The organism is Psychrobacter proteolyticus (assembly GCF_038155145.1).
GTDB lineage: Bacteria > Pseudomonadota > Gammaproteobacteria > Pseudomonadales > Moraxellaceae > Psychrobacter > Psychrobacter proteolyticus_B.
This window is the reverse complement of record NZ_JBAKAY010000005.1, coordinates 198,804-210,479: the sequence shown is the minus strand read 5'-3', so window position 1 is coordinate 210,479 and position 11,676 is coordinate 198,804. Positions and strand designations below refer to the sequence as shown.

General features: G+C 41.9%; 13 protein-coding genes. 2 read left to right on the top strand and 11 right to left on the bottom strand.

Translation table 11 applies throughout. The features are described 5' to 3' along the window. Positions 1 to 72: 72 nt before the first annotated feature. The 10 genes from V6252_RS08240 to V6252_RS08195 form a co-directional block, all read right to left on the bottom strand. Positions 73 to 492 (bottom strand): abortive infection family protein, encoded by a 420-nt coding sequence (locus V6252_RS08240; protein ID WP_341610041.1) that lies wholly within the window; start codon positions 490 to 492, stop codon positions 73 to 75. A 99-nt stretch (positions 493 to 591) separates the two neighbouring features. Beyond that, positions 592 to 1,005: a hypothetical protein gene (locus V6252_RS08235; protein WP_341610040.1), complete on the bottom strand. Its 414-nt coding sequence runs from the start codon at positions 1,003 to 1,005 to the stop codon at positions 592 to 594. Positions 1,006 to 1,208: 203 nt separating this feature from the next. Further along, positions 1,209 to 1,997, bottom strand: a complete 789-nt coding sequence (locus V6252_RS08230; protein WP_341610039.1) for a restriction endonuclease — start codon at positions 1,995 to 1,997, stop codon at positions 1,209 to 1,211. Between the two features lie 175 nt (positions 1,998 to 2,172). Continuing rightward, the gene (locus V6252_RS08225; RefSeq protein ID WP_290178189.1) at positions 2,173 to 3,177 is read right to left on the bottom strand and encodes a YhdH/YhfP family quinone oxidoreductase; all 1,005 of its coding nucleotides are present in this window, start codon (positions 3,175 to 3,177) and stop codon (positions 2,173 to 2,175) included. A 184-nt stretch (positions 3,178 to 3,361) separates the two neighbouring features. Beyond that, positions 3,362 to 4,339: a zinc-binding dehydrogenase gene (locus V6252_RS08220; RefSeq protein ID WP_341610038.1), complete on the bottom strand. Its 978-nt coding sequence runs from the start codon at positions 4,337 to 4,339 to the stop codon at positions 3,362 to 3,364. 402 nt (positions 4,340 to 4,741) lie between these two features. Beyond that, the gene (locus V6252_RS08215) at positions 4,742 to 4,996 is read right to left on the bottom strand and encodes a DUF2798 domain-containing protein (protein WP_341610037.1); all 255 of its coding nucleotides are present in this window, start codon (positions 4,994 to 4,996) and stop codon (positions 4,742 to 4,744) included. Between the two features lie 288 nt (positions 4,997 to 5,284). After that, the gene (locus V6252_RS08210; RefSeq protein ID WP_102078217.1) at positions 5,285 to 5,662 is read right to left on the bottom strand and encodes a DsrE family protein; all 378 of its coding nucleotides are present in this window, start codon (positions 5,660 to 5,662) and stop codon (positions 5,285 to 5,287) included. 177 nt (positions 5,663 to 5,839) lie between these two features. Continuing rightward, positions 5,840 to 6,391 (bottom strand): acyl-CoA thioesterase, encoded by a 552-nt coding sequence (locus V6252_RS08205; RefSeq protein WP_341610036.1) that lies wholly within the window; start codon positions 6,389 to 6,391, stop codon positions 5,840 to 5,842. A gap of 59 nt (positions 6,392 to 6,450) precedes the next feature. Then, the gene (locus V6252_RS08200; RefSeq protein WP_341610035.1) at positions 6,451 to 7,548 is read right to left on the bottom strand and encodes a YheT family hydrolase; all 1,098 of its coding nucleotides are present in this window, start codon (positions 7,546 to 7,548) and stop codon (positions 6,451 to 6,453) included. Positions 7,549 to 7,819: 271 nt separating this feature from the next. Then, positions 7,820 to 8,422: a YigZ family protein gene (locus V6252_RS08195; protein WP_341610034.1), complete on the bottom strand. Its 603-nt coding sequence runs from the start codon at positions 8,420 to 8,422 to the stop codon at positions 7,820 to 7,822. Positions 8,423 to 8,618: 196 nt separating this feature from the next. On the opposite strand from V6252_RS08195, the gene V6252_RS08190 reads away from it, so the two are divergent. Both V6252_RS08190 and V6252_RS08185 read left to right on the top strand, forming a co-directional pair. Next, a complete protein-coding gene (locus V6252_RS08190) occupies positions 8,619 to 9,323 on the top strand; it encodes a pseudouridine synthase (RefSeq protein WP_102091327.1) in 705 nt (234 codons plus the stop codon). A gap of 377 nt (positions 9,324 to 9,700) precedes the next feature. Next, positions 9,701 to 10,765, top strand: a complete 1,065-nt coding sequence (locus V6252_RS08185) for a disulfide isomerase DsbC N-terminal domain-containing protein (protein WP_341610033.1) — start codon at positions 9,701 to 9,703, stop codon at positions 10,763 to 10,765. A gap of 152 nt (positions 10,766 to 10,917) precedes the next feature. Here the strand turns inward: V6252_RS08185 and V6252_RS08180 are convergent, their stop codons facing one another. Then, a complete protein-coding gene (locus V6252_RS08180) occupies positions 10,918 to 11,568 on the bottom strand; it encodes a DUF2939 domain-containing protein (RefSeq protein WP_341610032.1) in 651 nt (216 codons plus the stop codon). Positions 11,569 to 11,676 lie beyond the last annotated feature (108 nt).

Genomic DNA, 11,676 nt, shown 5'->3' with positions numbered 1-11,676 from the left:
AAGCCACCTGCTACAGTTGAATGGAAGTAATTACTCATTTAACTTTTAAATAAAATGGCAAAAATACTCAACTTATCGGGTGTTTTTTGATTGAAAAGATTGATTGTTTTTTCTCTGTATAGAGTCCTGTACATATCTGAATACAGTATTCATAGCATTAACTGTAGCTGTTGCTTCTGGAACATCCAAAAGCTCATTCACATGTGAAAGGCTTGCTTTATTTCTTAATGTGGAAAAAGCATCAATTGATGCAGCAAAAGAGTTCAAAACTCTAGTAATCTCTTCAGACCGATTACCAGAAGCTATTAATGCTGGATGATAGTTCCTAAGTTCTTTAAAAGCTTTAGATACTGTCGGATCATTTGGCAGATCTATACTACTGTCTGTACAGAGTTGTACTAAGTAACCATGAAGCGCTGTATGAGCACGATCAATTGCGCTTGATGAGTCTACAGTTCCTATTAAAGCTTTTGCATCACCTAGGGCTCTCATTACTATATAGTTATTCCACTATAAAAGTATCACAGCGTTAACCTCGATTGAAGTATCACATATACATCTACACTTGGTTGCCTTGTACTACTTTTAAATTTACTCGACTATAGTTGATAATGATTCACTTAATTCTGGAGTAGCCACACTTCCTGCATTTTGGATTAGTTGATCTCCAACGATTTCATAATTAGCATTATTATTTTTCAGTATCTGATTGATGTGTTGTACTGTTGGTACAGCAGTCTTTTTATGTTCAAGTTCTTCTAAGGCCTCATATATGGCTGCTATAAAATTGGGTGCATCCTTAGCAGCATTATATGCTTGGGTAACCATATCAGACTCTGCACACTCTAGAGAAGAACTACGTGAATAACGATCGTTGGAAACTTTACAAAAGTGTCGTTTAAATATTTCTACTATTTGCTGATGCCCTATTGGACCCGATACTTTCCTAATTAATGAAATAAAGCTATCTACAATATTATCATTTAAAGGCTCGGTTGTGCCCATAGGAAACCTAAGCTCGCTAGCCATTTGAAGTGGCGTTGACCACTCCTTTTCTATATAAAAATATTGTGATGAAAGAATAATAATCAGCTACATGGTAAAAAATGACTAACAGTAGCTTCGTAATTCTAAATATATTAATTTAGTTAACGATATCTTCTATTTTAACTTACCTGTACAGGGCCGAAGCATTTAATTCAAATGAATTAGCTTTGAACTGTAGGCATCTTACCATGATAATATTCAGCTATTAAATCTTCTCTAGTTGTTGGCAATCTTATGAAATCAGCATTTTCAATAGTACCACTAGGTAAGAAGAATATTTCTGCCCCTTGCCCTCTTCTTTCTGTAAGCTCTAGTAGAATTAGGAATGTTCTAAAAACGTGCTGCGGCATTCCTCTAATGCACCAGTTACTTTTACTAAGTTCTGAATTATTAAACTCTCGCTCAGCATGTATTTTAGAGTAAAATAGAGGTATATTCTGTTTGTGACTAACTGGATGGTCAACTGAGTAGTAGCTTCCTGTTAATTCTCCTTGTCGCTTCTCCATTATTGTCCAAAAAGGTTCACCAATAGCATTTTCGTCTGGTAATGCCACACTTTTCAAACGTTTAGCTAGTAGCTCATTAATTTTTGGAAGTTCGTCTATTGTCAAAAGTAAAATATCATAAGCTTCAGCCATTTGTTTTGCTTTTTCCTGATAACCTGACTTTGAAACCATTACTTTCTGAATATTACCTGCATGAGCAAGTTTTCCATAAAACTCTGCCACTTTACCATTTTCAATTGGTCTGCTATGGTTTTTGCATTCAATTGCAACCTTATGAGTAATTCCAGCCCTCTCAAATTGATAAAAAACGTCGATTTGATGTGAAATATGATGCTTATCTATAAGTTGGAAATTTTGTTCTACAATAACTCCTTCATCTTTCATATTGAGTAAGTATGTATAAACCTGCTGAGTAAATTTTTCCAATGCTACACCATTATTCATAATTTATAACTCCTAAAAAACTTAACTTTATTAAATTTATATAATACGAGTTTGTATTTAATAATATTAAACTAAAATATTGCTCGGCAGAAATAATAACTATTAAAACAGAAAAAGGCAGCACCTCAACGGAGATGCTGCCTTTTTATAATGTTCAACTGCTAAGCTAAACATCCTATCCTTTCACATTCACTACATAACGGCCAACCACTTTGCTCGACATAAAACGATCTAAATATTCTGGTGTTTGCTCTAACGTAATCTCTTCGCCATAGCTCTCAAGATTAGGCAGTTTCATATCAGTGGCAACACGCTTCCAAATGGCTTCTTTGTCAGCCAGTGGAATATAGACCGAGTCGATACCCAATAGCGACACCGCGCGGGTGATAAACGGCATGACCGTCATCGAAAACTCAGCACCACCCGCTAGACCACAGCTCGTCACCGCGCCGCCTGCTTTGGTTTGTTTGAGCAAGTTAGATAGGTAGTCGCCGCCGATGGTATCAATGGCGTTTGCCCATAGCTCACGGCCGACAGGCTTATTACCGATTTCATTGATGGTATCGCGATGACGTACTTCGCTCGCGCCAAGCTCTTTTAGATGCTCGCTTTGCTCTGGCTTACCTGAGAATGCAATCACGTCATAGCCGAGCTGCTTTAAGATAGCGATACTGATTGTACCGACGCCACCTGTTGCGCCAGTCACAGCAACTGGGCCATCACTGGGTTTTGCGCCCATTTTTTCTAGCTTTTGCACACTTAGCGCTGCGGTTAAGCCGCCAGTACCATAGGTCATTGCTTCTTTTAGGGTGAGCGTTTCTGGACAAGCCAGTGCCCAATCTGCTGGGATTGATATCATTTGACCCAGACCACCATCCGTATCCATACCGAGATCATAGCCGAATACCAATACTTCTTGCCCTACAGTAAACGTGCCTGATTTGTCACTGACGACGACGCCAGCTGCATCGATACCAGGGGTATGCGGGTACTGTTTGGTGATTCTTTTATTACCAGTGGCCGACATCGCATCTTTAAAGTTTAACGACGAATAATGTACTTCGATGAGCAAGTCATTTTCTGGTAAGTCACTAACTTTGCGCTCTTGAATGCTTTTTTTGAATTCACCATCGCTGGTTTCTTCAACGACTAATGCTTTGAATATTGTATCGTTTGACATGGTTATATCCTTATTAAATCTTACTATTTGCGCTGATTGGCTTGGCGATAGATATGATTACTGCTACAGCAGAATGGTTAAAAAAGCCCACCGTATCTTATCGCTAATACACAGGGGCTTTCTTATATTTGCTAATACCGCTGGTTTTTGCCCTTATTACGAAATTAGGAGGCGAGTGTAGGAATTAAGGTTTTAAAAGCACTTTGCCTTTTTTACTAGATTGTACTTTTCCAGAGACCGCTGTTGCGATATCGTCCAAGCTATAAACAGCTTCAATCGGTAGCTTCAAATCGCCATTCGACGCGCGTTCTAGCAATTCAGTGATCAGGCGTTGTTTGTTGTCTAGATCCATTTCTTGGCTGGTTTTGCTGCCCCAGAATCCTTTTACCGTGGCTTGCTTAAAGATCAGGCTACCAGCGTCCAGTGCCATTGGCTTGCCTGACATGATACCGAATGAGACCAGCGTTCCTTTGCTACCCAGCAGGGATAGCAGCTCATTGCTCGACTCACCACCGACTGAATCAACGGCTGCTGTGATCTTGTCATCGCCGATGATGGCGCGAACTTGGTCTTTCCAGTCATCATCAGCGGTGACGACATTGTTTTTGATACCGAGCGAGGTCAGCTCTTCTATCGCATCTTTACTACGTACGAGGTTAATCGTATTTACACCGCGTGCTGCTGCTAGCATCGCAAGCGTTTTACCAACAGCACCATTCGCCGCGTTATGAATAATCCATTGACCTTTATCTACTTCTAAGAATTCTAATAACATTAAGGCAGACAGCGGCATAGCAATCAGTTGGGCAGCTAACTCGTCTTCGATAGTATCAGGCATGTTAAACACCATGCTGGCAGGGGCAACAAAATACTCCGCCCACGTCTCATGCACACTGGCACACGCCACCCGTTGACCCACACTAAAGTCTGTCACATCATCGCCCACCGCATCGATAATGCCTAGCGCTTCACTACCACCGATGGCTGGCATCTCAGGCTTATAGCCATATTGTCCACTCACTGTCAGCATGTCATGGTTGTGAATAGGGGAGAGGATGGTTTTGATACGGACTTCGTTGGCAGCAGGCTGCGGCATCGGGCTGTCGCCAACGCTCAATACGTCAGAAGGTTTGCCAAAGCTGTTATGAATAGCACTACGCATGATGATTTCCTTTATATATTTATGATTTAATTTATGTATAAGTGTATGAATAACCGACTATAAACATCATCTAATCAAGGTCATTCACCAATGTATTTTTTCTTATAGTAGAAACGATACCATGATAATGATGCTTATAGGTTATCGACTAACAAAGATACTATACTTAAAAATAGACTGGTCGTCTAGGAGTCGGATACATTTGCGCTAACGGAATTTTGTTATAGAAAGCTTGGCTTACATCGGTCATATTCTCTAGCGTTAGATTGTCAATCGCATGTATATGGAATACGGCATTAGGCCAGTTCAGTCTATTCTCTATAGAACCTTGACTTGCTTGCCCTATATCTAAACTATTTTATAACGACGATGACTCAGAATTATGATAGCTATCGATACTGTTTAATAAAATTCTATCCTACTCAGTACGTGCTCTTGTACTAGATAGGCGCAGATGTAGGCACTTGGCCACGCAAACATAAAGGCCAGTCCCCACGAATGCATCAACTCCATAAAAAATCCGTCGATAAAGCCTTGTTTGACCACCAATAGCGCCGTTGAGATAATCAGTGACATCATCATCGCCATCAGACCTGTAAAGATAAGGCGGTAATATTTGCGGCGCGTACGTATTCTGATAATGGGGAAGTTGGCCATAGTATTCGGTTGTCCTACATAGTGTTAGCTACGCCCAGCCTATGATGCGGGCATACATTGTAAATATAATAGTCAGATAATGAGCAGTCACGATAGATAGGGTGTGTACTACCAGTGTTCATCATACTCTGTGATACCGAACGGGTAAAATCGTTATTATCAATGGTAGGGTTCACGTTATATTATTAATAAGTACTCTGCCAATCTAAACGAAAAAAGAAACACTAGAATATCTGATGTTTCTTTACTATCTCGTAGGATTATACAAATGAACCATTTACGAATATCTTAATTCAACTGCAACGACCCTTTCGCATTCATCAATAGCTCAACCACATCATCACCACTAATTACTTCAAAGCGCTTGTCGATATCTGACTCTTCTACACCGTTGTGTTTCATACAAGCGCCGCAGACCAATACTTGACCACCTTTTTCGATAAAGGCTTCTAGTAACTCACCAGCTGGCTCAAACGGATCGCCGATATCTACATTGTCTAGCGCGTTTGGTTTTGCCAAATGTACGGCATCTACCATTAATATCACAGTAGCAGAATGGCCTTTTTTCAGTGCCACGCCTGCCATGGTAAACGCTAAAGTAATTTTGCTTGGGTTTGATTCACTATTATCAAATAATGTGCCGACATAATCTGTTGTATTAGCCATATTATTCTCCTTATAAGACTATATTTGTTTTGTCTGAGTATGTACTCACTACTATCCTAACATTTATTATATGTATTTATATAATGAGTTGTTATGAAATAGTAGCTATAAGGTTGCTTGCTTGTACTATCTGTTAAATAAGTTAAAAGTAATAGATTACTAGCTTATAAGGTTAAGTTAGTCAGCTGTATCGACAGGCGGCCACGGACGATCAGCATCACTTTCGATCCACTCAGCCACGTAACCCGTTGGCGGTAGATCCCAGTTAGATTGGCCCAGTGCAGCCAGTACTTGTGCCGTGTCGATCACTCTGCCACCTTTGGTTACACCGGTACGCAGTAGTCCAGATGAGCAAGGCTGTCCTTTGACCCACATTGATTGCTCAATATACAACCAACGCGCGTCGATACCGACGATTTTGGTCTTGAGTGTGACTTTTTGAAAGGCGCGAATACGCTTACGGTATTGAATAGTGCTGCCAGCGATGACCAAGCCCCAGCGTTGTTTTAACAATTGCTTGCCAAGCCCAGTTCGAACCGCAAAATCCATACGACCCAAATCATAAAGCGTAAATACGCGACCGTTATTCATCTCCAAAAAATTATCTATATCGGATAAGCGGCAGCGAAACTGAATCTCACTGGTGTCCTTAAACGTCAGTGTGTCGCCTTTTTTTGCTTTTAGGGCAGCATGAGCAATGGTGCTAGCATAACGGATAAATGGGTACATAAAACACTCTCAAAAGGTTATAAACGTTGGCGTTATTATTTTGTTGTTGCTGACAGTGATTATTTATTGTCAGAGCCCATATCCTGAGAAGACTCGCTAATAGAAGCCACACCAATCCAATTAAAATAAGCGCTGACCGTTTCAGGTATCCAGTTAATATCGAATTTTGAAGTCTTAGACTCTTTATTATTACTGACAGACGATTTGTTTTTGGACTGACCGTTGTCTGAGCGATAACGCAAATAACCGATGTGCCCACCGTGGTCAGTATCTAAGATAGTGACACTCTCAGAGACATCATTTGGCGTAGCAGTAAAGCCAATAAAAGGATCGTCTTTTGCACTGATTAATAGCAGAGGGTGAGTGACGTTGCGCAAATACGGCATGGCGGATGCGGTATGGTAATAGTCGTTTTTGGAGCGATATCCGTGACGCGGCGCGGTAAAAATATCATCAAAATCACTGATACGATTGGCAGCTTTGATAGAGTTGATTTCATCTTGAGTAAGATCGTTTGCCAATGCTTTTTTGATAATTGGGTTAAGCAGATAAGGCGTATAGATACGATGACTCAAGAAGCTATGCATAGTAATGGCAGCTGAGGACATATCGACTGGCGCGGAGATAACCACTGCACCTTTACAAAGGACTTTGTCCTCATATTCGCCCATATATTTGGCCAGTGCATTGCCACCTAATGAGACACCAACTGCGTAGATATTGGCATACTGCTCACGCAAATTCTGTAGCGCATGATGCACCTCGTCAGTGTCGCCTGCATTATAAAATACCGTGCCACTAGCAGGAATACCGCCGCAACTGCGGAAATGTGCCACCACAAAGTGCCAGCCTTGCGTGTGCATTTGGTACGCTAGTGCGCGTGCGTAATGACTGTCACTACTACCTTCCATACCGTGGAATAGTACAATCAATGGGGTTTGCTCAAGCTCGCCATCTTTTGATGCTTCTACAGGATGCGCATCATAAAAGTCATAGGCAATATCGCTCTCGTCCAGTGAGTCTTTTTCGACCACACGGCGGTAGGTCGGTGCCTTTGGCGCGAAAAACTTAGGCAAGATGCTTTGCAAGTGTGGATTGGTTAGCCAAAAGGGCGGCTTAAAAGGGGCTGGAGAAAAAGGTTTGGTTGAAGTTGACATATTTTGGTCTTATTTAATGATCGTGGAAAAACAAATAGAGTAGTGTGATAAAGGTTTTTTTATCATAACGCCAGTACCTGTGAAAACCAATAATTTTCAGTGAACGCATGATTACTGAAAACAGCTACTGAGAATTAGCCACTGAAAGCATTTACTGAGAAGTAGCTACTAAAAATCATTTACCGATAAGCAATTACTGAAAAATCTAATAAATAAATATATTGAAAAGAAGACTATCTAAAATTTGCGACGAGAATAGCTAGTCAGATTTTTAGTCTTCTGGTTTATCCAATACTCGACCATCCATTGCTAAGCGCGCTTTTAAATTTTCGACATCTGCTTCAGCAAGTGTGGCGTTTAAGGTTACTTGCTTGCTATAGGCGACATCGTCGATATGACCGCCAAGACTTTCTATCATATAGCGGCATTGCGCTTCAGTCGCAAATTCTGCCAGGATCTGAATCTGGGTCATCGGTACATAAGGGTTTAATATCATCTCGTCAACTGCCGCTTGAGCAGAGCCTGCATAAGCACGGGTGAGACCGCCAGCACCCAATTTGATACCACCGAAGTAACGTACTACGATGATAATAACGTTGCCGATTGACTTATGTTGTAGCACATTCAATATCGGTCGACCAGCCGTACCGCTAGGCTCGCCATCATCATCGAAACCAGCACTAGTGGTATTATCTGGATCACCGATGATGTATGCCCAGCAGAAATGCCGGGCATCGGGATATTGCTCGCGTAGCTGTTCCACGTGAAACATTGCTTGATCGCGAGAGGTCACCGGATAGGCGTAAGCGATAAACTCAGATTTTTTAATTTCGAGTCGCGTGGTAACGGCACGTTTTAGTGTTTGATAGCTCATATTTCATCAGGCTTAGGTTGGATATGTTAAACTGGTCTGACTTTCACTGGCTTTGTATTGAGCACAGTGTTCATTTAATTTTTCATTATAGTACCATTTCTAACCATCGAAGATAACGAGCCGCTCACAGCTGAGTGCTGGCGTCGTTAGTTTCTGATTTAGGGCTGGTATAATAAAACCGATGGTAGTAAATAGTATGCGTTTAGATAAATTCATTAGTAAAGCCACCGAGCTGTCGCGTAAAGAGTCAAAAAAGATCATGCACGCAGGCGAGATTACCGTAAACGATCAAGTGGTTAAAGATCCTGGCCTACATGTCGATGTCGTCAATGATGATGTGATGTGGGCAGGCGAGCCGTTGTCGGTTGCTGCGGGCAATCGCTATATCTTGTTGTACAAGCCTGAAGGTTTTGAGTGCACGCTAAAAGTTAAAGAGTATCCAATTGTCACCGAACTGATTGCTGTACCAGAATTGGGCAGCTTGCGTATCGCTGGACGTCTCGATGTCGATACTACTGGCGCATTGCTCATGAGTGATGATGGCGGCTGGCTACATCGTGTCACCAGTCCTAAGCACGAGCACGCAAAGGTGTACGAGCTGACTTTGGCAGATGCGATGGATAGTGATGCACAAGAAAAAGCCGTGAAGAAAGTGGCGGAAGGTATCTTGCTTGAAGGTGATTATGAGCCAACCAAGCCTGCTATTCTTGAGTTCATTGATGAAAAACATGCACGCCTAACATTAGAGCAGGGCAAATATCATCAGGTCAAACGGATGATGGGTTACTTCGGTAATCGAGTAACTGAGCTGCACCGCGCCAGTATCGGTCACATCAATCTAGAAGGTCTAGAAAAAGGCGATAGCCGTTTCTTAACGCCAGAAGAAGTTGCCAAGTTTTAAGAAATAAGCACTAAAATTATTAAGCTTTGGCATTAGTATTTGTCTTGAAACTATCGTTTTAAACCCGTTAGCAGCCGCTACTTAGTGTGCTGCTTTTTGCGGTCTGCTATATTGTATTTATGTCTACTACCTACCTGTGTTGCCTATCTCTTAAAGCTAAGTAGCAGTTTTGCGACTTTAGCCATTTAGTGCTTTGCAAAACTATCCCATATGCTACAGTCTTTTTTATCTATATTTTTATGACAGACAACCCTTAAACCAACTCTAAAAATCTGACTAATCAGAAAATGTATTACTACCTTTCAGTTAGTTGTAGATTTGGAATTGGTCTTAATATTGAAAACTGTCATTATTAAAAACCAGATAGGAATCTCTCTGTGACATTACCTGTATTAAAGTCCGCTAGCCTAATCAGCGTCATACTATTAGCAACCACTGCTTGCGCTCAGCCAAGTTCAGCGGATGCTAATAGCAATAACGTAACGCAAAGCACTACAAATTCACAAGTAGCTCAAGCAGTGAGTGCGACTGTTGATAAGCGATTGCGTCAAATATTGACCCAAGCAGGCATCAAAACACAGATTACTTCTATTGTGCCATCCAAACTGCCTAATATGTACCAAGTAAATTTGGCCGGCCAGTTGCCGCTGCACATCACCGAAGATGGCCGTTACGTCATACAGGGTGAGCTACAGAAGAATCCAAGTAAGCAAGTTGTCACTAAAACACCAGTACGTAGCACAAGTGCACAGGTAGGCGAACCTGTCAATGCGAGTGTCAAGTCTGACATGCTAGCAAATATGGCTGCGCTTAAGAACATGAGCGCGAAAACACCATTCTTTTATACCGCAGTACCGGGTGTCATCTGGGGTGCAACGCTAGAAGGCGTGCCGTTTTTACTATCGGACGATGCGCAGTACATTACCGATGGTGAAATATCAGTCATCGAAAACGGTCAATTTATCGGCCTTGATGAGAACTTTGAAAAACGCAAAAACCAGTCTGTGTTTGCGTCATTGGACAAAAGCCAGCTGATTACTTATCCAGCGACCACTACTGAAAGAGCCGTTATCTATGTGGCAGATGATGTGAACTGCCCTTACTGCCGCCGACTACATCAGCAAGTGCCATCACTCAATGCAAAAGGCGTGACGGTCAATGTCATCGGCTATCCGATATATGAGGCGTCACCGAAGCAGATGCGTGGTATTTGGTGCCAAGCGAATGAGGACAGTCGTCGTCAGGCATTTGATAAGGCGATGCTGACAGGTGGAATGACACCTGCATCAGCAAGTTGTACGGTTGACCATGTGACACCTAATCGTGAAAAAGCATCTGGACTTGCGGTAATGGCGACGCCTGCCATCTATCGTGAAGATGGCGTGCTATATCAGGCGAGTTTTGAGAGTCCAGAATTTCTAGAATTCTTGGGTGTTGAATAATTAATTGGTAGGGTTAAGTGCTTCAGTAATTCAAAAATTTAAGATATTGGACTGCTAGTCAAAGTAAAAAAACCGCCTTATGAATCAGTTCATAGGGCGGTTTTTTTGTTCTATTCAGACGTTTTTGCATCTCAAAAGCTGTCTTAAATAATTTATGGTAAGACGATATCAACGATTTTCCAATTGATAAGCCCTTCACGCTGCATCTCGATAGTGAGAGGATAGCCTTTGACCTGACCACTAATACTAAAACAATTGATACCGCAGTAGCTAAGCGTTGGCTTTTCACTGTCATTGCCTTGGGCGACTTGCTGCTCAAGTTCGGCAGCTTGTTTTTTCATGACTTGCTGCATTTGGCTTTTGACCACGGCATCGATATCACCGCGCTGAATAATTAAGCTCTGAATTAGGTTTTTCAAGTCGACTTGATCGCTAGCGATGGCCCATGCTGCGGCTAGCTCTTTGGTTGCTGTATTGGCTTGACCTTGGGTATTAATCACTTTTTCGATATTCTGCGGGGTAATAGCCCCTTCAACTGCCTGCGCGATAAAACCATTCGCGGCTTGGGTCAACGGCTCACCGCCCAGTTCAGAAATTAGTGGATACTTAGTCATTGTCGTCGCAAATTGGCTGGTTAGCTGATTTTGGACGCTTGGTCGTACTTGCTCATAATCAATAGCCGCTGCGATAGTGGCACCGTCTTTATCGTCATAAGCATTTTTGAGCTGATAAGCGCTGTAGTAAGGCGAGCCTGCATACACTGCTACCGCAATGATGATTAATAGAATAACCAGCTTTTTCATAAGACTTGATACCTTGTCGCAAGCGTCATCACTATAAGTATAAATGACCGTAGATGTGGCGGTAAATATTAGCACGACTGGGCACTGCTCAGGTACGAAAAGCTTTGC

Coding starts and splice junctions, on each gene's coding strand:
- V6252_RS08240 (WP_341610041.1), bottom strand. CDS start 492: ATGAGAGCCCTAGGTGATGCAAAAGCTTTAATAGGAACTGTAGACTCA.
- V6252_RS08235 (WP_341610040.1), bottom strand. CDS start 1,005: ATGGGCACAACCGAGCCTTTAAATGATAATATTGTAGATAGCTTTATT.
- V6252_RS08230 (WP_341610039.1), bottom strand. CDS start 1,997: ATGAATAATGGTGTAGCATTGGAAAAATTTACTCAGCAGGTTTATACA.
- V6252_RS08225 (WP_290178189.1), bottom strand. CDS start 3,177: ATGTCAAACGATACAATATTCAAAGCATTAGTCGTTGAAGAAACCAGC.
- V6252_RS08220 (WP_341610038.1), bottom strand. CDS start 4,339: ATGCGTAGTGCTATTCATAACAGCTTTGGCAAACCTTCTGACGTATTG.
- V6252_RS08215 (WP_341610037.1), bottom strand. CDS start 4,996: ATGGCCAACTTCCCCATTATCAGAATACGTACGCGCCGCAAATATTAC.
- V6252_RS08210 (WP_102078217.1), bottom strand. CDS start 5,662: ATGGCTAATACAACAGATTATGTCGGCACATTATTTGATAATAGTGAA.
- V6252_RS08205 (WP_341610036.1), bottom strand. CDS start 6,391: ATGTACCCATTTATCCGTTATGCTAGCACCATTGCTCATGCTGCCCTA.
- V6252_RS08200 (WP_341610035.1), bottom strand. CDS start 7,548: ATGTCAACTTCAACCAAACCTTTTTCTCCAGCCCCTTTTAAGCCGCCC.
- V6252_RS08195 (WP_341610034.1), bottom strand. CDS start 8,422: ATGAGCTATCAAACACTAAAACGTGCCGTTACCACGCGACTCGAAATT.
- V6252_RS08190 (WP_102091327.1), top strand. CDS start 8,619: ATGCGTTTAGATAAATTCATTAGTAAAGCCACCGAGCTGTCGCGTAAA.
- V6252_RS08180 (WP_341610032.1), bottom strand. CDS start 11,568: ATGAAAAAGCTGGTTATTCTATTAATCATCATTGCGGTAGCAGTGTAT.